Source organism: Pseudomonas sp. GM25, assembly GCF_000282255.1.
GTDB lineage: Bacteria > Pseudomonadota > Gammaproteobacteria > Pseudomonadales > Pseudomonadaceae > Aquipseudomonas > Aquipseudomonas aphyarum.
Window position 1 is genome coordinate 49960 of sequence record NZ_AKJQ01000030.1, and the last position, 20212, is coordinate 70171.

General features: G+C 61.5%; 20 protein-coding genes. 10 read left to right on the plus strand and 10 right to left on the minus strand.

Translation table 11 applies throughout. The features are described from left to right. Positions 1 to 119: 119 nt before the first annotated feature. Positions 120 to 1196, plus strand: coding sequence for a sensor domain-containing diguanylate cyclase (locus tag PMI24_RS08735; RefSeq protein WP_007952933.1), 1077 nt, complete (start codon positions 120 to 122; stop codon positions 1194 to 1196). A gap of 8 nt (positions 1197 to 1204) precedes the next feature. Here the strand turns inward: PMI24_RS08735 and PMI24_RS08740 are convergent, their stop codons facing one another. Then, complete coding sequence (locus PMI24_RS08740) at positions 1205 to 1513, minus strand: RcnB family protein (RefSeq protein ID WP_007952935.1); 309 nt, start codon at positions 1511 to 1513, stop codon at positions 1205 to 1207. Positions 1514 to 1717: 204 nt separating this feature from the next. On the opposite strand from PMI24_RS08740, the gene PMI24_RS08745 reads away from it, so the two are divergent. The 5 genes from PMI24_RS08745 (at position 1718) to PMI24_RS08765 (ending at position 6694) form a co-directional block, all read left to right on the plus strand. Further along, the gene (locus tag PMI24_RS08745; RefSeq protein ID WP_007952937.1) at positions 1718 to 2314 is read left to right on the plus strand and encodes a LemA family protein; all 597 of its coding nucleotides are present in this window, start codon (positions 1718 to 1720) and stop codon (positions 2312 to 2314) included. 84 nt (positions 2315 to 2398) lie between these two features. Beyond that, positions 2399 to 3385 (plus strand): M48 family metallopeptidase, encoded by a 987-nt coding sequence (locus tag PMI24_RS08750; protein ID WP_238553813.1) that lies wholly within the window; start codon positions 2399 to 2401, stop codon positions 3383 to 3385. Between the two features lie 30 nt (positions 3386 to 3415). Continuing rightward, positions 3416 to 4477, plus strand: a complete 1062-nt coding sequence (locus tag PMI24_RS08755) for a M48 family metallopeptidase (RefSeq protein WP_007952941.1) — start codon at positions 3416 to 3418, stop codon at positions 4475 to 4477. 143 nt (positions 4478 to 4620) lie between these two features. Next, the gene (locus PMI24_RS08760; protein ID WP_007952943.1) at positions 4621 to 5913 is read left to right on the plus strand and encodes an MFS transporter; all 1293 of its coding nucleotides are present in this window, start codon (positions 4621 to 4623) and stop codon (positions 5911 to 5913) included. Positions 5914 to 5923: 10 nt separating this feature from the next. Further along, positions 5924 to 6694, plus strand: a complete 771-nt coding sequence (locus tag PMI24_RS08765) for a substrate-binding domain-containing protein (RefSeq protein ID WP_007952944.1) — start codon at positions 5924 to 5926, stop codon at positions 6692 to 6694. Here PMI24_RS08765 and PMI24_RS08770 read toward each other — a convergent pair. Beyond that, positions 6684 to 7598 (minus strand): LysR family transcriptional regulator, encoded by a 915-nt coding sequence (locus PMI24_RS08770; RefSeq protein WP_007952946.1) that lies wholly within the window; start codon positions 7596 to 7598, stop codon positions 6684 to 6686. The two genes, PMI24_RS08765 and PMI24_RS08770, sit on opposite strands and share 11 nt — an antisense overlap. 165 nt (positions 7599 to 7763) lie before the next feature. On the opposite strand from PMI24_RS08770, the gene PMI24_RS08775 reads away from it, so the two are divergent. Continuing rightward, positions 7764 to 9572 (plus strand): monovalent cation:proton antiporter-2 (CPA2) family protein, encoded by a 1809-nt coding sequence (locus PMI24_RS08775; RefSeq protein ID WP_007952948.1) that lies wholly within the window; start codon positions 7764 to 7766, stop codon positions 9570 to 9572. 153 nt (positions 9573 to 9725) lie between these two features. Here PMI24_RS08775 and hcnC read toward each other — a convergent pair whose 3' ends face one another. The 5 genes from hcnC to PMI24_RS08805 all read right to left on the minus strand — a co-directional run bounded on the left by hcnC (position 9726) and on the right by PMI24_RS08805 (position 14545). Further along, positions 9726 to 10985 carry a cyanide-forming glycine dehydrogenase subunit HcnC gene (hcnC, locus tag PMI24_RS08780; protein WP_007952949.1) on the minus strand — a complete coding sequence of 420 codons (1260 nt, stop codon included), beginning with the start codon at positions 10983 to 10985 and terminating at the stop codon, positions 9726 to 9728. Then, complete coding sequence (gene hcnB, locus PMI24_RS08785; protein ID WP_007952952.1) at positions 10978 to 12387, minus strand: cyanide-forming glycine dehydrogenase subunit HcnB; 1410 nt, start codon at positions 12385 to 12387, stop codon at positions 10978 to 10980. Before hcnB ends, hcnC begins: the two co-directional genes overlap by 8 nt. Continuing rightward, the gene (hcnA, locus tag PMI24_RS08790) at positions 12384 to 12698 is read right to left on the minus strand and encodes a cyanide-forming glycine dehydrogenase subunit HcnA (RefSeq protein WP_045121701.1); all 315 of its coding nucleotides are present in this window, start codon (positions 12696 to 12698) and stop codon (positions 12384 to 12386) included. Before hcnA ends, hcnB begins: the two co-directional genes overlap by 4 nt. A 406-nt stretch (positions 12699 to 13104) precedes the next feature. Next, positions 13105 to 14043 (minus strand): hypothetical protein, encoded by a 939-nt coding sequence (locus tag PMI24_RS08800; RefSeq protein WP_007952954.1) that lies wholly within the window; start codon positions 14041 to 14043, stop codon positions 13105 to 13107. Positions 14044 to 14236: 193 nt separating this feature from the next. After that, a complete protein-coding gene (locus PMI24_RS08805) occupies positions 14237 to 14545 on the minus strand; it encodes a hypothetical protein (protein ID WP_045121702.1) in 309 nt (102 codons plus the stop codon). 191 nt (positions 14546 to 14736) lie between these two features. Between PMI24_RS08805 and PMI24_RS08810 the strand changes: the two genes are divergently transcribed. Both PMI24_RS08810 and PMI24_RS08815 read left to right on the plus strand, forming a co-directional pair. Beyond that, positions 14737 to 15420 carry a response regulator transcription factor gene (locus PMI24_RS08810; RefSeq protein ID WP_007952956.1) on the plus strand — a complete coding sequence of 228 codons (684 nt, stop codon included), beginning with the start codon at positions 14737 to 14739 and terminating at the stop codon, positions 15418 to 15420. Beyond that, the gene (locus PMI24_RS08815; RefSeq protein ID WP_007952957.1) at positions 15398 to 16792 is read left to right on the plus strand and encodes a sensor histidine kinase; all 1395 of its coding nucleotides are present in this window, start codon (positions 15398 to 15400) and stop codon (positions 16790 to 16792) included. The genes PMI24_RS08810 and PMI24_RS08815 overlap by 23 nt, the downstream gene beginning before the upstream one ends. Before the next feature lie 155 nt (positions 16793 to 16947). On the opposite strand, the gene PMI24_RS08820 is transcribed toward PMI24_RS08815, so the two are convergent. From PMI24_RS08820 to PMI24_RS08830, 3 genes are read right to left on the minus strand one after another with little or no spacing between them, the layout of a single operon-like run. After that, positions 16948 to 17358: an SRPBCC family protein gene (locus tag PMI24_RS08820; protein WP_007952958.1), complete on the minus strand. Its 411-nt coding sequence runs from the start codon at positions 17356 to 17358 to the stop codon at positions 16948 to 16950. Positions 17359 to 17383: 25 nt separating this feature from the next. Further along, entirely contained in the window at positions 17384 to 18181 is a 798-nt protein-coding gene (locus PMI24_RS08825) for an SDR family NAD(P)-dependent oxidoreductase (protein ID WP_007952959.1), read from the minus strand. After that, positions 18178 to 19200 carry an aldo/keto reductase gene (locus PMI24_RS08830; RefSeq protein ID WP_007952961.1) on the minus strand — a complete coding sequence of 341 codons (1023 nt, stop codon included), beginning with the start codon at positions 19198 to 19200 and terminating at the stop codon, positions 18178 to 18180. The genes PMI24_RS08825 and PMI24_RS08830 overlap by 4 nt, the downstream gene beginning before the upstream one ends. A gap of 112 nt (positions 19201 to 19312) precedes the next feature. Here PMI24_RS08830 and PMI24_RS08835 point away from each other — a divergent pair, with 112 nt between their 5' ends. Beyond that, the gene (locus tag PMI24_RS08835) at positions 19313 to 20206 is read left to right on the plus strand and encodes a LysR substrate-binding domain-containing protein (protein WP_007952963.1); all 894 of its coding nucleotides are present in this window, start codon (positions 19313 to 19315) and stop codon (positions 20204 to 20206) included. Positions 20207 to 20212 lie beyond the last annotated feature (6 nt).

The window sequence follows — 20212 nt, forward strand, 5'->3', positions numbered from 1 at the left end:
AATGCCGGCCATTGGCAACCGTTTGACCCAAAGTTGCCGCTGTTTCCGGCGTTGGCCGTGAATTAAGATAGCGACACGCCATCACTCCCGGATCGATACGCCATGACAGCGACGCTTGAATGACTCAACTCTGGATCAGCTTCGCCATTGTCGTCGTGCTGATGGTCGTGATCGCCGTTCTGATCCGCCGAGTGCGCGAGCTTCGTCAGCAACTCGCCGAGTATCGCGCATTGCTCACCCGCGCCGCCGAGGGCCAGAACATCCGTCAGGATGGTGATGCCGACCGCTTCAAGCGCAGCCAGTATTTCGCGCGGATCGGCACCTGGGATTGGGAGGTCGACACCGACCGGCTCTACTGGTCCGACGCGATCTTCGGCATGTTCGGGTTCAAGATCGGCGAAGTGACACCCTCTTACGCCCTGTTCTGTTCCTGCGTGCACCCCGATGACCGCGCACGGGTACGCGCCGGGGAATTGCGCTGCCTGGAGACTGGTGAAAACCATGATGAGGAATACCGCGTGGTCTGGCCCGATGGCACGATTCGTTGGCTGCGGGAAACCGGCAATGTGGTGCGCAACGATCACGACGCGGTGATCAAGATGATGGGCGTGGTGCGCGACATCACCGAAGAAAAGGCCTCGGCCAGCTACCTCCAGCACCTCGCTCATTTCGACCCGCTGACCGGCCTGCCGAATCGGCTGGTGCTGGAAGAACGGCTATCGGAAGCACTCGAACATGCGCGCATGACCGAAACGCGTGTGGCGCTGGTATTTATCGATCTCAACGGCTTCAAAGCGATCAACGACCGCTACGGTCACGCCGCCGGCGACCGCGTTCTGATCACCACCGCCACGCGCCTGAAACGCATCCTGCGGGTCAGCGACACCGTTGCGCGTATCGGCGGCGACGAGTTCGTGGTCATCCTGCAAGGCCTCGCCCCCGGCCTGAACCTGCAGGACGAAGCCCGCAGCATCTGCCAGAAAATCTTCATCGAACTGTCCCCGCCAATCCCCATCGGCAACGAACAACGCCACATCGGCACCAGCCTCGGCGTCGCCGTATTCCCCGACCACGCACCGACCATGGATCGGCTCCTGCACATTGCGGATCTGGCGATGTATGAGGCTAAACGCAGCGGGAACAATCAGTATCGATTGGGTGGCGGGCAGGCGCTGAGTCATGGCCGGGCTGATTGAGCCCGACGCTATTTCTCCACCGGCTGAATCGCCACAATCGTCCCGTTAGTAATCATCACCATTACGTACTTGTCATTGATCTGTACCCACTGCGCCTGCGGCTCCGGTTGCTTGAGGCCTTTCTGTTTCCAGTTGGTCAGGGCTTTTTCGCTGCGCTGATAAATGTCCGGGGCGCGGTCGTTGACTTGCAGTTCGCGGCCGTCGACGGGGGAATGTTCGACGGTAGAGGTCGAGGTTTGCGCCGCTTGAACGAGGGGACTGATCCCGGCGATGCCGGCGACGAGGGCCAGGCTGGCGATTAGGGTCTTGTTGTTCATCGGTGAACCTCCTGAAATGTGTGATACCTGAACTCCGACTGCGGGGTTCTGGAATCATTCCTTGTTTTTTGATGATGCTGAACCGGAGATTGTAGTCGCGCCCCGGAACGCGATCCGGGCTCGTCCGCCACTGGGCGAATACAGTCAACGGCATCCATTTGCGATAAGATCGCGCGCCCCCACAGAGTGAACAAGGACATCACCGTGAAAATCTATCTCATCGTCAATCTGGTGTTGCTGGCGCTTCTGGGGCTCTACGCTGTCAGTCTTTTCAACAAACTTGTTGCCCGGCGCAACGAGATCAAGAACGCATTTGCCCAGGTCGAAGTGCAGCTCAAACGCCGCTATGACCTGATCCCCAATCTGGTCAGCATCGCCAAGGGTTATCTGGCCCATGAGCGCGAAACCCTTGAAGCCGTGATCGCCGCGCGTAATGCCGCCGTGGCCGGACTTGAGGCTGCACAGGCGAAACCGGGCAGCGCCCAGAACATCGCGCAATTGGGGCTGGCGGACAGCGCACTCAGCAGCGCGGTGGGTCGATTGAACGTGACGCTGGAGGCTTATCCGGAACTCAAGGCTTCGCAGAACATGCAACAACTGAGCGAAGAGCTGAGCAGCACCGAAAACAAGGTGAGCTTCGCGCGGCAGGCGTTCAACGACGCGGTGATGGCCTACAACACGCTCAAGCAGAGCTTTCCGGCCGTGCTGCTGGCGGCCAGTTTTGGCCATCGCGAGGATGCGGTTCCGTTGAAGTTTGCCGATACGCTGGCCATCAAGACCGCGCCCAACGTTTCTTTCTGACTTCTTCTCTCCATGGATGGCTCGATGAACTTTTTCGAACGACAAACCCAGGCCCGAAACCAGACGCAACGGCTGGTGTGCATGATGATTCTGGCGATTGTCATGCTGATCGGGATGACCAGCCTGCCCTTCGTCTTCAATGGTTTTGAGGATTACCTGAGCGGAACTGGCACGCTGGCGGACGCGTTTCTGGCAATGGCCGTTATCGCATCGTTCATTAGCAGCATCGTGGTGATTGGCGGTCTGCTGAAATATCGGCAACTGCGGGCGGGCGGCAAGGTCGTCGCGGAGAAACTGGGTGGCCGCCTGCTCAATGGCAATGTGCGAACCCTGGACGAGCAGCGGTTGATGAACGTCGTCGAAGAAATGGCGATTGCCTCCGGTACCTGCATGCCGGCGGTGTATCTGTTACCCGACGAAAGCATCAACGCCTTCGCGGCCGGATTTAAACCGGAGGACGCGGCCATTGGTGTGACCCGTGGCGCGGTGACGCTGCTGACCCGGGAAGAACTGCAAGGGGTGATCGCCCACGAATTCAGCCACATTTTCAACGGTGACATGCGCCTCAATACGCAGTTAGTAGCGGTGGTGCACGGCCTGTTGGTGCTGGGGCTGGCTGGCACTTACATAATGGCCAGCCTGCTTAAGCGCGACAAACGCGACGTGCGGTTGATGCTGGTGGTTTTTGCGCTCGGTTTCGCACTGTGCGTGGCCGGATTTATCGGAAATCTCTATGGCAATTTGATCAAGGCGGCTGTCAGTCGTCAGCGTGAATTCCTCGCCGATGCGAGCGCGGTGCAATACACGCGCAATCCGCAAAGCATTGTCGGCGCCCTGAAAAAAATCGGCGCCCATAAACAAGGCTCTATCATCAACTCCCCACGTGCCGCCGAATTCAGTCATTTGTTTTTCAGCACGGGCGGATCAGGTTGGCTGAGCCGGATGTTTGCGACCCACCCTGATCTGAGCGTGCGCATTCGACGAATCGATCCGCAGTGGGACGGGAGCTTTACGACGGCTGCCGCAGCGGGCAAACCGGTGCCAGATCAGATGGCGGCAACGGCGGATTGATTCAGAGACTCCACGTCCACGGATGGTCAGATGAATTTCTTTGAACAACAGTGCCGGGCCAAACGTCGCTCGGTGCAGCTCGTGATCTTGATGTTTTTTGCCGTACTCAGCCTGATTCTTGTGTCCTGCATGCTCCTGATTCTGCCGATCTCGTACGGCAAAACGCTCGAGGATCTGGCGGAAAACTGGCAGTTTTTCGCGTTCATTGCAGCGCTGGTAACGGCTGTTGTGTTGCTCGGCGGGCTGGTCAAATACGCCCAACTGACAGGGGGCGGAAAAGTGGTCGCGCGCCGTTTGGGTGGTCGTCTGATCAACCATGACGCGCGAACTCTGGAAGAGCGCCGCCTGGTCAACGTGGTGGAGGAAATGGCCTTGGCCTCTGGCACCGCCGTTCCTTGCGTGTACCTGTTGCCGGATCAGGGCATCAATGCATTTGCCGCCGGTTTTACCCCTCAGGATGCAGTGATCGGCGTCACTCAAGGTGCCATAAGTCTTTTGTCACGCGATGAACTGCAAGGCGTGATCGCCCACGAATTCAGCCACATCTATAACGGCGACATGCGCCTGAACACTCAACTGGTCGCGATCGTTCACGGGATCATGGTGATCGGGTTGGCGGGAAACCATCTCTTGCGCGGCCTTGAAGACACACCACACTCATCTGCCAATCGTAAGCAGCCGACCATTCTGGTCAGCATGTTTGGCACTGCGCTGTGCATTGTCGGATTCTCCGGGACGTTCTTCGGCAACCTGATCAAGGCTGCAGTCAGCCGGCAACGCGAGTTCCTGGCCGATGCGACGGCCGTGCAATACACCCGCAACCCCGACAGTATCGCCGGAGCACTGAAGAAAATCGGCGGGTACAAAATGGGCTCGACCCTCAAGGCCGCCCGCGCCGCCGAGTTCAGCCACCTGTTTTTCGGCCCTGGCGCTACAAGCTCTCATCTACTCTCGGGCCATCCGGATCTGCGTGAACGCATTCGCAGGATAGACCCTGACTGGGACGGGATTTTTGTGAGCATCGCCGCACCAGCGCAAGACTCGATGGTAGCCAGAACCGTACAGGCAGCGCCGCCGAAACAGCTGCCATAGCACGCCATTGATCTGCATAGCGCATCAATCCATGCCAACAATGCAATTAACAAATCGATCCTTGCGCGCCACTATCCGCCCCAATAAGAACCGTGCGCCGCCTCCCCGTCGCGCACGTCATAAAAGCGGTGGAGTATTTTTCGATGACAGCCTCAATCCCACACGGCGGCTCGCGGGCCGGCGCCATTTTCCGGGTGACCTCGGGTAACTTCCTCGAACAGTTCGACTTCTTTCTGTTCGGTTTCTACGCCACGCAGATCGCGGCGGTGTTCTTTCCGGCGAGCAGTGAGTTCGCCTCCCTGATGATGACCTTTGCGGTGTTCGGCGCAGGCTTTTTGATGCGTCCGCTGGGGGCCATCGTGCTCGGCGCGTACATCGATGACGTCGGCCGGCGCAAAGGTTTGATCGTCACCCTGTCGATCATGGCCAGCGGCACGATCTTGATTGTGCTGGTGCCCGGATACGAAACCATCGGGCTGTTCGCCCCGGCGCTGGTGTTGATCGGGCGGCTGTTGCAAGGCTTCTCCGCTGGTGCGGAACTGGGCGGGGTTTCGGTGTATCTCTCGGAGATCGCCACGCCCGGTCGCAAAGGCTTTTTCACAGCCTGGCAGTCGGCCAGTCAGCAGGTGGCAATCGTCGTCGCCGCCGCACTGGGTTACGCGTTGAACCAGTGGATGGCGCCGGACGTGGTTGCGGATTGGGGCTGGCGGATTCCGTTTTTCGTCGGCTGCATGATCGTGCCGTTCATCTTCTTTCTGCGGCGCAATCTCGCGGAAACCGAAGAGTTCGCGGCCCGCAAACATCGCCCGAGCATGAAAGAAGTGTTCCGCACCCTCGGCCAGAACTGGGTCGTGGTGCTGGGCGGGATGTTGATGGTTGCCCTGACCACCACCGCGTTTTACCTGATCACCGTGTACGCGCCGACCTTCGGCAAAACCGTGCTGCACCTGAGCACGTCCGATGCGTTGCTGGTGACGTTGCTGGTGGGCGTTTCCAACTTCTTCTGGCTGCCGATTGGTGGCGCGTTGTCCGATCGTGTCGGCCGGCGTCCGGTGCTGATTGCCATGTCGCTGCTGGCCCTGGCCACCACGTATCCGGCGCTGTCGTATCTGGTGCAGGCGCCGAGCTTCAGCCACATGCTGCTGTCGCTGTTGTGGCTGTCGTTTATCTACGGCCTGTACAACGGCGCGATGATTCCGGCGCTGACCGAGATCATGCCCGTGGAAGTGCGGGTGGCGGGTTTCTCCCTCGCCTATAGCCTGGCGACGGCGGTGTTCGGCGGTTTCACCCCGGCGATGTCGACTTTCCTGATCCAGTACACCGGCGACAAGGCTGCGCCGGGTTACTGGATGAGCGTCGGCGCGCTGTGTGCGTTGTGCGCGACGCTGTATCTGTATCGCCGCGCGGGCGACCGTCTGCAACCTGTCGCTGCCTGAGGAGAGCACCATGAAAAAACTGATGACCGTTACCGCCCTGCTCGCCGGCCTTGCGTTCAACGTTGCGGCCCAGGCCGAAGAACTGCGGGTGATGACCTCTGGTGGCTTCACTGCCGCCTACAAAATCCTCGGGCCGAAATTCGCCGCCACCAGCGGCAACACCCTAGACACCACCCTCGGCCCGTCGATGGGCAAGGCGCCGGAAGCGATCCCCAATCGCCTCGCCCGTGGTGAACAGGCTGACGTGGTAATCATGGTCGGCTACGCCCTCGATGACCTGATCAAACAAGGCAAAGTCGACCCGGCTTCGCGGGTGGAACTGGCGGATTCGCGGATCGGCCTGGTGGTGCGCGAAGGCGCGCCGAAACCGGACATCAGCAACGTCGATGCCCTGAAGAAAACCCTGCTCGACGCCCAGTCGGTGGCCTACTCCGACAGCGCCAGCGGCGTGTACATCGAGCAGCAGTTGTTCAAGAAGCTAGGCATTGAAGATCAGCTGAAACCCAAGGCGAAGATGATCCCGAAAATCCCGGTGGGCTCGGTGGTTGCCACTGGCGACTATCAACTGGGCTTCCAGCAGGTCAGCGAATTGCTGCCGGTGCCGGGGGTGAGTTTTGTGGCGAAGATTCCGGAGTCGGTGCAGTCGGTGACGCGGTTTGCTGCAGGGATTCCGGTGGGTGCGCAACATCCGCAGGAGGCCAAGGCGTTGCTCGCTTATCTGGCCGCGCCGGCCGCCCAGCCTGACGTGCAGGCCACCGGGCTGGATTCGGTCAAGCGCTGACCGTCGGCGGCTGGACTTTCATTTCCACCACCAGCCGCTCCAGTTCCAGTGCCGCCGGGGTCAGCGTACGACCCCGGCGTTTGATGATGCCGACGCTGCGCATCACTTGCGGGTCTGTCAGCGGCACCCGCGTCAGGATCGGATGATCCGCCGCCGGCATCGCCATCAGCGGCACCGCCGCCACGCCCAACCCAGCTTCCACAAGACCGATCATGGTCGTCACATGCCGCGTCTCGCAGATGCTCGGGCGCTGCGGTACCACTTTGGCCAGGGCCTGATCCAGCAGAAACCGGTTGCCCGAAGTCTTGTCGAGCGAGATGTAATCCTGCCGGTAGAACTCGTCCCAGGTCACGCTGCTGCGCCCGGCCAGCGGATGATCGCGACGACAGGCAACCACATAGCTCTCCTGCACCAGCGGCTCGAAATCCACGCCCGCCTCCTGAGTGCCCATGAAACTCAGGCCGAAATCCGCCTCGCCATTGACCACCGCGCTCAGCACGTCGTGAGCGCTGGAATCGAGGACTTTGACTTTGATTCGCGGGAACTGCTGGTGATAACGGGCGACTACGCTCGGCATGAAGTAATACGCCGCCGACGGTACGCAAGCGACGGTTACGTGGCCCTGCCGATTCGAGGCGACTTCACTGATGCCGAGCAACGCGACGTCCAGATCGTCGAGCAAACGTTCGACGCTGGGCATGAAGCCGCGTCCGGCCTGGGTCAGGCTGACCTTGCGCGTGGTGCGTTCGAACAGCTTCACGCCGAGGGCGTCTTCGAGCTTTTCGATGCGCCGACTCAGGGCCGGTTGCGACAGGCGCACGGTGTCGGCGGCCTTGCGGAAACTGCCCTGCTCGACCACGGCACGAAAGGCTTGCAGGTCGTTGAGGTCGAAGTTGATGGCCATGGAAAGCTCGGGAGGAATTGATTCGCTGAGGCTATAAATGTAACCAATTGATGCAAATTATTACAGAAGCACATCTGCTCAAGCGGGCGGTGCGGTAGATCTGCAATCATTTCAGCCTTTATCCTTGTCGCCCCCCCGCCGTACCGCGTTACTGGAGTTCCGCTCATGCCCCATGAAGGCAATCTGTTGCAAGCCGCCGTCGTCTTTCTTCTGGCCGCCGTGCTTACCGTTCCCCTGGCCAAGCGCCTGCAACTGGGCGCGGTGCTCGGTTATCTGTTCGCCGGGGTGATCATAGGCCCGTCGGTGCTGGGCTTGATCGGCAATCCGCAAAGTGTCAGCCATATCTCGGAACTGGGCGTGGTGTTGTTGCTGTTCATCATCGGTCTCGAGCTGTCGCCGCGACGGTTGTGGGTGATGCGCAAATCGGTGTTTGGCGTGGGTCTGGCGCAGGTGCTGCTGACCGGTTCGGTGATTGGCGTGCTGGCGCTGTCGGTGTTCGGCCAACCGCTGAACAGTGCGATTGTCTTGGGCCTGGGCCTGGCGCTGTCGTCCACCGCGTTCGGCCTGCAAAGCCTCGCCGAGCGCAAGGAACTGACCAGCCCCCACGGTCGGCTAGCGTTTGCGATTCTGCTGTTCCAGGACATCGCGGCGATCCCGTTGATCGCGCTGGTGCCGATGCTCGCGGGCGTCGATCACCACACCAGCACCGCCGACGATGTGCGTCACAGTTTGCAGGTGCTCGGCGGTATTGCGGTGGTGGTGGTCGGCGGGCGATATCTGTTGCGTCCGGTGTTCCGCGTAGTGGCGAAAACCGGTTTGCCGGAAGTGTCTACTGCCACCGCGTTGCTGGTGGTGATCGGTACTGCTTGGCTGATGGACATGGTCGGTGTGTCGATGGCGCTGGGCGCATTTCTCGCCGGCCTGCTGCTGGCGGATTCGGAATATCGCCATGAGCTGGAAGCGCAGATCGAACCGTTCAAGGGCCTGCTGCTCGGATTGTTTTTCATCAGCGTCGGCATGGGCGCCAACCTCAGTCTGCTGCTCAGCGCGCCGATCACGGTGCTGGGTCTGACGCTGTTGCTGATCGCACTGAAGTTGCCGTTGCTGTTTGTGGTCGGGCGTCTGGCCGGTGGATTGAACAAGGTCAGTGCAATTCGCCTCGGCATCGTGCTGGCGGCGGGTGGTGAATTCGCGTTTGTGGTGTTCAAGATCGGCCGCGATCAGGGCCTGTTCGAACCGCGTCTGTATGACCTGCTGGTGTTGACCATCACCCTGTCGATGGCGGTCACGCCGTTGTTGCTGCTGATCTGCGCACGGTTGGTCAGCCCGAAGGTGCAGCCGGTGGAAGTGCCGGAAAAATTCCGCCAGATCGAGACCGAAACTCCACGGGTGGTGATCGCCGGTATGGGCCGGATGGGCCAGATCGTGGCGCGGATCCTGCGGGCGCAGAACATCAAGTTCGTCGCGCTGGACACCTCGGTGGAAACCATCGAACTGTCGCGCAGTTTTGGTGGTGTGCCGGTGTTCTACGGTGACCCGATGCGCCCGGAAATCCTCAGCGCGGCCAAGGTCGGTGAGGCGGAATATTTCGTGATTGCCACGGACGATCCGGAGACCAACATCAAGACCGCCGAGATCGTGCGCAAGCTCTACCCGCACATGAAAATCATAGCCCGGGCGCGTAACCGGCAGCACGTTCACCGCTTGGTGGATGTGGGGGCCGATCCGATTCGAGAGACTTATTACTCAAGTCTGGAAATGAGCCGCCGTACGCTGGTTGGCCTTGGCTTGACCCAGGCCCAGGCCGATGCGCGGATCAAGCGCTTCAAGCACCACGACGAACAGGTGCTCGAGGCTCAACACGCGGTGTACGACGACGCGGCCAAAGTGCTGCAGACCGCTCAGGAAGCGCGGGCGGAACTGGCCCGATTGTTCGAGTCGGATCAACTGGAAGAACAATCGGGCAAGTCCTGAGTTCTTGCTGATCGTTCCCACGTCGAAGCGTCGAACCGTCTGCGTGGGAATGCCTCAAGGGACGCTCCGCGTTCCAGCTCTGGAAGGGACGCGGAGCGTCCCGGGCTGCATTCCCACGCGGAGCGTGGGAACGATCACATCACAAGGCTCTGATCAGGCCATCTCCAGCGCCCGCTCTTCCTGCACGGGCGCCACTTCAAACCGGTCCGCCAGAAACGGCGTGATGTCCAGCGGCAGCGGTTCATCGTTGACCAGTTTGTCCAGCAACACCCCGGTAATCGCCGACGTCAGCACACCAGTGCGGAAATGCCCGCAGGCGTTGAGATAACCCTCCACCCCGGCCATCGGCCCGAGAATCGGCAACTCATCCGGCGAGCCCGGCCGCAGCCCGGCCCAGGTGCGCTTGAGGTTGATGTCCGCCAGTTCCGGCAGGCAGCGCACCGCGCCCTGCACCAGCCCGGCGATTTCCGGCCAGGTGGTGGTGACGTCGAAGCCCTTGTCCTCGGTGGTGCTGCCGATCAGGATTTCGCCGTTGTCCTTCTGCGCCATGTAGCAATCGCTGGTGGTCAGGCAACCGTTGAGGATTTTTGGCAGGCGCTCGGTGAGCAGGATCTGGCCTTTCACCGGTTTCACCGGAATCCGGATGCCCGTGGCCCACTCGCTCAAGTCCGCTGCCCACGCCCCTGCCGCGTTGATCAGGGTCTTGCAGTGAAACACCCCGGCTTCGGCCGTCTGTACGCCCGTCACCCGCGCACCGTGATGCAGAACGCCGGTGATGTTGGTGTTGACGTACATGTCCACGCCATTCTGCCGGGCGCCTTCGGTGTAGGCGTCGGCCAGGCGGAACGGGCTGACCTGGTGATCGCAGAGGAATTCCAGCGCCCCGCGCGCTTCATGGCTGACGCTCGGCTCTGACTCGCGCAATGCAGCCTGATCGAGCCAGCGCACCTGATCCGCCAGGTGCGGAATGCAGCCGACGATGTGCTCGGCGTACAACCGGTCTTCATCGTCATAGATCACGAACTTGAGCCCGGTCTTTTCGAACTTGAAATCCATCCCGTGGTTGTCGCGCAGTTCGCGGTGCAACGCCGGGTACAGCGCGTTGGACTGCAAGGCGAAATCAAAGAACGACGGCGGCAGGATGTGCGGTGTGCTGGAGTCCACCGCCACCGCCGCGCCCTGGGTTTCGCGCTTGCGATTGGCCGACATCATGCGGAAAAAAATCACCCCGCAGCCCAGCCCCACCGACTCGCCAATCGCCCACAAACCACCGGCCGATGCACGGGTCGCGTTGCCCGGGCGCTTGGCGTCGATCAACGCGACCTTGAGGCCTTTGCGCTTGGACAATTGATAGGCGATGGACGCGCCGATCACACCGCCGCCGGCAATGACCACGTCATAGAACTTACTCATGGGAAACGGCCTCCGTGCCGAGGGACTGGAACGCGTAAAAAGGAATCGGATCAATCGGGAAACGCGGCCGCAGCCAGCCGACATCCTTGCGCCCGGTAGCCTGTCGCAAACGGTCGCTGCAATAGCCGACGCACATCCGTCCCTGACAGTCGCCCATGCTCACGCGGGTGCGCATTTTCAGGCTGGCGATGTCTTGCACGCCCTGCTCCAGCGCCCGGTCGATGTCGGCGCGGGTCGCGTGTTCGCAGCGGCAGATCACCGTGTCGGCCGCCGGCAATGCGGTTTGCCCGACGCCACGTTCGGTGTAGCGGTCCACCGCCGCGCGGAAACGCACGATGGCTTTGAGTTTGCCCAGATAACGGTCGCGACGAACCCGCGCCAGTTCCTCTTCGAGCACGCCGCGTTGCAGCAGAATCGAGGTGGCGGCGATCTTGCCGGCCAGCATCGCCGCTTCACCGCCGCGAATCCCGCCCATGTCACCGGCCAGATGCACGTGGGGCTCGCTGCTTTGCTGCCAGATGTTGGCGTTGGCGCGCAGGTAACCGTCGTCGCTGAAGCCGTGATCCAGGCCCATCTGCTGACTCAGTTGCGTGCGCGGAATGAAGCCGTAGCCGACTGCCAGCGTCTTCGCATCGAAGCGTTCGACGCGGCTCATGTCCGGCTCCCACGTTGCCGAGTACGGCGCCACGCTGACGCTTTTCAGTTCGCCTTCGCCGTGCGCTTCGACCACGCCCCAGCCGTAGTTCATCGGGATGCCGTGCAGTTTCAGGTAGGCGAGCATGCTCAAGCCATCGAGGAACAGTTGCGGCTTGTTCAGCAGTGCCAGGCTTTCCTTGGCGATCTTGCCGAACGCGCAGGCCTCGTAGACGCCGGCAACACTCACGCCTGACGCGTGCAACTGGGTCGCCACCAATGGCAACAGCGGGCCGGTGCCGGCGATCACCACCTGCCCCTGCGGTTTAACCACGCCGCTTTTGATCTGCAATTGCAGGCCGCCGAGCATGATCACCCCGGGCAGCGTCCAGCCGGGAAACGGCACGCTGCGTTCGTGGCAACCGGCGGCCAGCAGCAACTGCGGGTATTCGATTTCGTGCAGACGCTCGTCACCGTCCAGCACCACCAGCGAGCGCGTGCCTTCGGCGCCGACCACGCGGTGGTTGAGGCGCACGTCGATCAGCCCGGACTGCTCCTGAAAATCACCGTGCAGTTTGCCCAGCGCCTCGGAATAGCGCGGCCCCAGATAATCCAGCTGCACACCGTCACGCAGCGGCCCGCGATAGACCACGCCGCCAAGGCGCGAAGCCTCTTCGAGCAAGGTGCAGCGCACCCCGTGCAGGGCCAGTTCGATGGCCGCGGCCATTCCCGCCGGACCACCGCCGACGATCACCGGATGCAGGCTCATACCACCTCCTGCCCGTGAATACGGTTGGCCTGGGTTTCGATCAGCATGCCCTCGCGCACCACGGTCTGGCAGGCGCGGCGCTTGTGCCGGCCGTTGATTTTCACCAGGCAGCACTGGCACACGCCCATGCCGCAATAGGCACCGCTGATCTGGTTGTGATCGTTGCGCGCGACCTGGCGCACGCCGAGGGACTGAATGACGCTGAGCACGGTTTCGCCGATGGCGGCGGTGACCGGCTGGCCGTTGATGTGGACAGTCATATCCGCCTGCGCCAAAGGCTGGATATCGAAGGTTCTTTCTAGGCAATGCATTGCGATGATCATCCGTGAAAAGTTCAGGTGAGGTTGAAACAGCTCCTTGCTGCACTACACCTCGCCGGCTCGTGGGGTTTATCGCTCTCTATCGGGCCGGCAGGTTGGTTCCGCTCGCGCAGCAAAGTGCGCGCAAGCAATGTAGTCGATCCAGCGGCAAGGGCCTGGAAATTTCACGGTAGGGGATATTGCGCCGACGAATATTGATCCAGGCCATGGAAATGACTGGTCGGTTCTGCGCCTTCGGCCCCGCGCAGAAAGCAAAAAGCCGCTTCAACCCGAAGGTGGAAGCGGCCAAGGCATGTGCCTCAAGGAATCAGTGCACGAACAGGGCGATCAGGATGATGATCGGGATTGGAACGCCGAGGAAAAACAGCAGTAGTGAGCGCATGGTGGTTCTCCTTGATTAACGGACTGGCGGCAGCGTGGTCGTGGTGTAGGTTTCGACTTCGACGTACTCGACCGCATCCCGGCGGCGACCGCCGAAGGTGGCCGAGAGGCTGGCGAAGAACGCACCGGCCAGCAGCGCGATGAACATCCACAGCGAGGTCCAGGCGGCGACTTTGGCGGCGGTGTCGGCAGCTTGTTGCGCTTTCACCTTGGCGTCGGCGATTGCCTTCTGGGTGCGGGCGTAGATTTCATCGACCCGACGTTCGGCGTCGGCCTGGGACAGGTTGGTACGCTGGGCCACCAGTTGGGCGAGGTAGGTACGGTCTTCGGCGCTGAGCTGACCGTTGGCCAGGCTCTGGGCGAAGATCCGGGTCACGGTGCCACGGGCAGCGTCATCGCTGACGGCGGCAGGACGATCGTCGCGGAACAGGCTATCGACGAAGTAGCCGTACTGATCGCTGCCAGTGTTGGCCGCTGCGGTGCCGGCTGCTTGGGTCATGGCGCTGGCCGCACCACCGGCAACACTCGCACCGGCCTGCACGCCACCGCTGACAATGCTGCTGACCGAGCCGACCACCAGTGTCGCGGTGACCAATGTCGCCACACACCAGGCGAGGAAGCCATGGGCGGTGTCGCGGAAGTACACCTCGTCACCGTGCATGTTGGCCCATTTCACCCGCAAGCGACCGGCGATGTAGCCGCCCAGTCCCGAGGCGATGATTTGTGTGGCGGCCAGCCAGATGATCGTTGAAATGCCCAGGCCCTTGGCGCTGACGCCCTCTCCGGCCCACGGTGAAACAGCGGAAAAGCCCAGACCGAAACCGAGTAGGACCAGAATCAACGACAGCGCCGCAGCGGCTGCGGCCCCAGCGAAGATCGCGCCCCAGGAGACTCCTGAGACGTTGCTCGACTCGCCTTCGAAGGCAGGATAAAACCCATCTGAGGATCTATTCATTGTTGTTCTGCTCCCGGCATGAAAAATGGTGTTACAACTCGTCATCAGAGGAATTGCAGTGACCGTGCCAGTCGCCAACATTAAATAAATCGTTTGGATTCAAACGCTTAAAAAGACTGAACTTCCTAAGACCATGCAAATTGCAACAAGAGGTCGATAACAGCGGGTTTTATGCATTGGCACAAAAGCCCGGTCATTTGCGTTTGTAGCTTTTCTTGCCACTCGGAGTCAGGCAATACACGCCGCCGCGCGGCCCGGTGCAGAACGAGCCGGTGCCACAATCACACCCATCGTTGCTTTGCAGAAATTGCTGCGGCCTCGCCTGCTCGCGGCTGCCGAACATGGCAGCGCAGCTCTTTTTCGAGCCGCTGATGGAGCCGTCATTGCACAGGAACAGATCGCCGTCGCAGCGAGCGATGCCGCCCTTATTCCCGGAACACGGGGTGTTGGCGGCCAGTGACGAAGCGCTCAGCAGCGCCACTAACATCCCGGCCATCGGCATCCAGCCACCACGAATCAACCGGCCCACGGCATCACTCCTTGAAAAAATATGGCCAGATGATATCAACGTTTCACAAAATAATTCGGCGACGGCGACTAATGACGGCTAAAACATGAAAGTTAATTTAAAGCGCCCGCGCAAAATCTTGGCAAAATGCTGCCATTGCGTTTGAACAGACCAGCAGGCCCACCATGACTCGCATCCTCACCATCGAAGACGACGCCGTGACCGCCCGGGAAATTGTCGCCGAACTGAGCAGCCACGGCCTCGACGTGGACTGGGTCGACAACGGCCGTGAAGGCCTGGACCGCGCCGTCAGCGGCAACTACGACCTGATCACCCTCGACCGCATGCTGCCGGAGCTCGATGGCCTGGCCATCGTCACCACCCTGCGCACCATGGGCGTGGCGACGCCGATCCTGATGATCAGCGCCCTCTCCGATGTCGACGAGCGTGTGCGCGGCTTGCGCGCCGGCGGCGATGACTACCTGACCAAACCGTTCGCCACCGATGAAATGGCCGCCCGGGTCGAAGTGTTGCTGCGTCGCCAGAACAGCAACGGCGCGCAGCCGACCACGTTGCAGGTGGCGGATCTGCAACTCGATCTGATCAGTCACGAAGCCCGGCGCGCCGAGCAGGTGCTGACGCTGTTGCCGACCGAATACAAGTTGCTGGAATTTTTGATGCGCAACAGCGGCCAGATCCTGTCGCGGATGATGATTTTCGAAGAGGTCTGGGGTTATCACTTCGACCCCGGCACCAACCTGATCGACGTGCACATCGGCCGTCTGCGCAAGAAGATCGACCCGCCGGGCAATGTCCCGCTGATCCGCACGGTGCGAGGCTCGGGTTATGTCATTGCCGAACCCGTCTGACGGTTGGCGCTCCTCCAGCAGCCGTTTGCTGGCGCTGTACAGTTCGTTGTTCGTGGCCTGGAGTGCGATCCTCATGGGGGTCATGTACTTCGAGGTATCCGGTTATCTCGACAACCTGGCCAAGCACTCGCTGATGCAACGTCAGCATCTGTTTTCGCACTTTCGCGGCGATCAGCTGGAAGACGCGCTCGCGGCCAGCATGACTTTCGACATTCGCGGCATCGACGCCTACGGCCTGTTTGATGCCCAGCATCGCTACCTCGGCGGCGCGTTGCAGAAGATCCCCGAGGGCCTGCCGCTGGACGGCAAGATCCACATGCTCAGCGAATGCGCCGACTCCGACGACCCGACCCTGCCCAACGACAGCTGCGACGCGGTAGCCACCCCGACCCGCGACGGCCGCTGGCTGGTGTTGCTGCGGGACAACGGTTCGTTGTTCGCGGTCACGAAGATCATTCTGCATGCCTTGCTCTGGGGCGTTTCGCTGACGATTGTGCCGGGAATCATCGGCTGGCATTTGCTGCGTCGTCGGCCGCTGCGGCGGATCCGGGCGATCCAGGCCAGCGCCCAGTCGATTGTCGCCGGCGACCTTACTCACCGCTTGCCGCTGTCCAATCGCCGCGATGAGCTGGACATGCTCGCCGCCATCGTCAACGCCATGCTTGATCGCATCGAGCGCTTGATGAACGAAGTCAAAGGCGTGTGCGACAACATCGCCCATGACTTGCGCACCCCGCTGACCCGCTTGCGCGCGCAGTTGTATCGCATGCAACAGCAGGCTGGCGAAGGCTCGCCGGAAGCGGCGCAGCTTGATCTGGTGCTGGCCGAGGCCGACACGCTGATGGCGCGGTTTCGCGGGTTGCTGAGGATTTCCGAACTGGAGGATCGTCAACGCCGTTCGGGATTTGTCGAGCTTGATCCGGTGTTGTTGCTGCAGGAATTGCACGAGTTCTATCTGCCGCTGGCTGAAGACGACGAGTTGCGTTTCGAACTGAACATGCCGGAAACCCTGCCGATGCTGAACGGTGATCGGGCGTTGCTGTTTGAAGCGCTGGCGAACTTGTTGAGCAACTCGATCAAGTTCACCCCGGCCGGTGGCACGGTGGTGCTGCGCGGGGTCAATGATGCGGGACATACGCGGATCGAAGTGCACGACTCCGGGCCTGGTATTCCCGAGTCGGAACGGGAGGCGGTGTTCCAGCGTTTCTATCGCGCCGAGGGCGGGCAACTGCAGAATGGCTTTGGCCTGGGACTGTCGATCGTCGCGGCGATCGTCAATCTGCACGGGTTCAGCCTTGAGGTTGGACGCAGCGATCTGGGCGGGGCGAAGCTGGTGCTGGATTGTCGGCAGAGCCTGATCGCACAGTCCTGACCTTCATGTGTGAGATCGCAGAGATCGTTCCCACGCTCTGCGTGGGAATGCCTCAAGGGACGCTCCGCGTTCCAGCTCTGGAAGGGACGCGGAGCGTCCCGGGCTGCATTCCCACGCGGACGGTTCGACGCCTCGACGTGGGAACGATCATCAACTTAAGCGGGGTAGTTGGCGCGCAGTGCTTCGAGCCCGCCCTGATAGATCCCGCTGAACAACGCCACCACTTCCTCATCGCTCACGCCCTTGGCCGTGAAGCGTCCCGACCACGTCACCTTCGTGCCCTGCCCTTGGGCCTCAACACGAATCGTCGCCAGATAATCGGTGGCCGGAAACGGTGCCTGCAGAATCGAATAGCTGTAGGTTTTGCCCGCGTTATCGAACGTCTCCAGGCGCTCGACCACCACCGCGCCATCAGCGGTTTGCAAAGTGCGCACGCGCCCGCCTTCGCTCAGCTCGCTGTTGGGAATGAACGGCAGCCAGTCCGGCAAGGTGTTGAAGCCGCCAATCAATTGCCAGACCTGATCGGCCGAAGCCGGGATGTCGATCGTTGCTGATGCTGTTGCCATAAATAAAAAGTCTCTCTCGATGAATTCAGATAGTCAGGCTGTCGACCACGCCGCCGTCGACCCGCAACGCGGCGCCGGTGGTGGCCGAGGACAGCGGTGAAGCGATGTAGGTGACCAGATGCGCGACCTCTTCGACATCCGCCACGCGCTGGATGATCGAACTCGGGCGGGCCCGACGCACAAACGCGTCGGCTTCGTCACGCAGGCTGCGGCCAGATTCGGCGGCGGCATCCTTGAGCATTTCCTCGACACCATCGGTGAAGGTCGGCCCCGGGAGGATCGCGTTGACCGTAACCCCGGTGCCCGCCAGGCGTTTGGCCAGGCCATGGGACACGGCGAGGTTGGCACTTTTGGTCACGCCGTAGTTGATCATGTCGGCCGGGGTCGCCACCCCGGATTCCGAAGACAGGAAGATCACCCGGCCCCAGCCCTGCTCGACCATCGCCGGCACGTAATGCCGCGACAGGCGCACGCCGGAGATCACGTTGATTTCATAGAAGCGCGTCCACTCATCGTCCGGCGCGTCGAAGAAATCCACGGCGTTATAGATGCCGAGGTTGTTCACCAGGATGTCGGCTTTCGGTTCGGCGGCGAACAGTTTCTGCGCGCCTTCGGCCGTGCCCAGATCCGCCGTCAGACCGCGCAGTTGCGCGCCCGGCACCTTGTCGCGAATGCTTGCCAGCGCCTGTTCGACCTTGGCCGCGTCACGACCGATCACCACCACCGTGGCGCCCGCCTCGGCCAGCGACTGGCTGATGCCCAAACCGATGCCCGCCGTGCTGCCGCTGACAATCGCCAGTTTTCCGCTCAGATCGATCTTCATGCTTTCACCTCGTCGATGGGTAATGGTGCACGTTCGGACACCAGTTTCGCTTCACGCATGGCCTGCCAGAAACCGGCCGGAATGACCGCCGACAGCGCCGCCACATCTTCAGCGATACGCCCCGGTTTGCTCGCGCCGGGAATCACTGCCGCCACGGCCGGATTGGCCAGCGAGAATTGTAGTGCAGCCGCTTTGACATCGACGCCGTGGACCGCGGCGATGCGTTTGATCTGCTCGACCTTGGCAACGATTTCAGGACTGGCTTTCTGGTATTCGAAGTGCGCGCCGCCGGCCAGGATCCCCGAGCTGTATGGGCCGCCGACAACGATTTCAACATTCTGCGCCCGGGCCGAATCCATCAAACGCTGCAAGGCACGGTCGTGATCGAGCAAGGTGTAGCGGCCGGCCAACAGGAAGCCGTCAGGCTGCGCCTCGGTCAGGTCCAGCGTCAACTCGCACGGTTCGACTTTATTTACGCCCAGGCCCCAGCCCTTGATCACGCCTTCTTCGCGCAGGCGAGTCAGGACTTTGAAGGCACCGGTGCGGGCCTGATTGAAGTACTCGAGCCATTGGTCGCCGTAGAAATCCTGAGCGATGTCATGGACCCAGACGATGTCGAGGCGATCGGTTTTCAGACGCTTGAGGCTGTCTTCGATCGAACGCAAGGTGGCGTCGGCGCTGTAATCGTTGACGATCTTGTTCGGGCGGCCGTGTTCGAACACCCCGCTTTTCTCGCCCAGATCCCGGGCGGCGGCGTCTTCGACTTCATCGAGAATCACCCGGCCGACCTTGGTGCTGAGCACGTAGTCGTCGCGCTTGTAGCGGGACAGTGCTTCGCCGAGGCGGATTTCCGAAAGGCCCGAGCCGTAGAACGGCGCGGTGTCGAAGTAACGCACGCCGGCATCCCACGCCGCATGCACGGTGGCTTGCGCTTCCTCTTCAGGAATGGCGCGGAACATGTTGCCCAGCGGCGCGGTGCCGAAGCCGAGTTGGCCGGGGAGTTTGTCTTTCAAGCTCATGATGCTGTCCTCGTAAGTCGTGGTCGGTGTTGACCGTTGAGCAGATCCTAGATTGCGCCACTCAGACCGTCCAAGACATAATACGCAGCACTTGAGTCCCTAAGGGTCTGACATGATTGACATCCGCCAATTGCGCTACTTCGTCGCCGTCGCCGAGGAAGAACACGTCGGCCGCGCCGCCGAGCGCCTGCACATTTCCCAGTCGCCTTTGAGCCGGCAGATCGCCCAGCTCGAAGAACGCCTGGGCCTGACCCTGTTCGAACGCAGCCAGCAGCGCATTCGCCTGACCCGCGACGGCCAGACCTTTCTCGCCGAAACCCGCGCCCTGCTGACCCACGCCAACCGCCTGGAATCCCTCGGCAAACGCCTGGGCCGTGGTGAAGAAGGCGGCCTGTGCATCGGCTACATCGAGAACGCCATGCACGCCGGGGTCTTGCCCAACGCCTTGCGCGTGCTGCGAGTCGATCGGCCCAACGTGCATGTCGCGCTGTACAACCTGAGTTCCGCCGAACAACTGGAAGGCCTGCGTCAGCGTAGCCTCGATATCGCGCTGGTCAGTGAGCCGCCGACGATCGACGACCCGGACCTGCTGGGCTTTCAGGTGCTGGACGACCCGATGTTGCTGGCGCTGCCCGAACATCACCCGCTGAACCAACTGCCATCGCTGACCCCGGTGGATTTGGCCGATCAGGAATGGATCGGCGTGCAGCCTCGCCAAGGCGCTGACGATGAATTCGTCAGCGCCTGCATCCGCGCAGGCTTCACCCCGGATGTGCGGATGCAGGCCACCGAGCCGTTTACCGCGTTGGGGCTGGTGGCCTCGGGGTTGGGGATCGCGATGATCCAGAAAGGTCTTAGCCATAACGCACCGCCGGGCGTGGTGCTGCGGGAAGTGCCGTGGCTGGCGTTCACCACGCCGTTGTGGGCGGCGTGGCACCGGATCAACCTGCGACCGCTGGTGGAAACGTTTCGCAAGGTATTGACCGGGGTCGATCCCGCCCAGTGACCCGAC

Bases quoted from the DNA above. Each gene is read 5' to 3' on its own strand.
- PMI24_RS08760 (WP_007952943.1), top strand. From the start codon at position 4,621: ATGACAGCCTCAATCCCACACGGCGGCTCGCGGGCCGGCGCCATTTTC.
- PMI24_RS08825 (WP_007952959.1), bottom strand. From the start codon at position 18,181: ATGAAGATCGATCTGAGCGGAAAACTGGCGATTGTCAGCGGCAGCACG.
- hcnC (WP_007952949.1), bottom strand. From the start codon at position 10,985: ATGAGTAAGTTCTATGACGTGGTCATTGCCGGCGGCGGTGTGATCGGC.
- PMI24_RS08830 (WP_007952961.1), bottom strand. From the start codon at position 19,200: ATGAGCTTGAAAGACAAACTCCCCGGCCAACTCGGCTTCGGCACCGCG.
- PMI24_RS08805 (WP_045121702.1), bottom strand. From the start codon at position 14,545: ATGCCGATGGCCGGGATGTTAGTGGCGCTGCTGAGCGCTTCGTCACTG.
- PMI24_RS08815 (WP_007952957.1), top strand. From the start codon at position 15,398: ATGTCATTGCCGAACCCGTCTGACGGTTGGCGCTCCTCCAGCAGCCGT.
- PMI24_RS08820 (WP_007952958.1), bottom strand. From the start codon at position 17,358: ATGGCAACAGCATCAGCAACGATCGACATCCCGGCTTCGGCCGATCAG.
- PMI24_RS08765 (WP_007952944.1), top strand. From the start codon at position 5,924: ATGAAAAAACTGATGACCGTTACCGCCCTGCTCGCCGGCCTTGCGTTC.
- PMI24_RS08735 (WP_007952933.1), top strand. From the start codon at position 120: ATGACTCAACTCTGGATCAGCTTCGCCATTGTCGTCGTGCTGATGGTC.
- PMI24_RS08775 (WP_007952948.1), top strand. From the start codon at position 7,764: ATGCCCCATGAAGGCAATCTGTTGCAAGCCGCCGTCGTCTTTCTTCTG.
- PMI24_RS08750 (WP_238553813.1), top strand. From the start codon at position 2,399: ATGATTCTGGCGATTGTCATGCTGATCGGGATGACCAGCCTGCCCTTC.
- PMI24_RS08800 (WP_007952954.1), bottom strand. From the start codon at position 14,043: ATGAATAGATCCTCAGATGGGTTTTATCCTGCCTTCGAAGGCGAGTCG.
- PMI24_RS08755 (WP_007952941.1), top strand. From the start codon at position 3,416: ATGAATTTCTTTGAACAACAGTGCCGGGCCAAACGTCGCTCGGTGCAG.
- hcnA (WP_045121701.1), bottom strand. From the start codon at position 12,698: ATGCATTGCCTAGAAAGAACCTTCGATATCCAGCCTTTGGCGCAGGCG.
- hcnB (WP_007952952.1), bottom strand. From the start codon at position 12,387: ATGAGCCTGCATCCGGTGATCGTCGGCGGTGGTCCGGCGGGAATGGCC.
- PMI24_RS08835 (WP_007952963.1), top strand. From the start codon at position 19,313: ATGATTGACATCCGCCAATTGCGCTACTTCGTCGCCGTCGCCGAGGAA.
- PMI24_RS08740 (WP_007952935.1), bottom strand. From the start codon at position 1,513: ATGAACAACAAGACCCTAATCGCCAGCCTGGCCCTCGTCGCCGGCATC.
- PMI24_RS08810 (WP_007952956.1), top strand. From the start codon at position 14,737: ATGACTCGCATCCTCACCATCGAAGACGACGCCGTGACCGCCCGGGAA.
- PMI24_RS08770 (WP_007952946.1), bottom strand. From the start codon at position 7,598: ATGGCCATCAACTTCGACCTCAACGACCTGCAAGCCTTTCGTGCCGTG.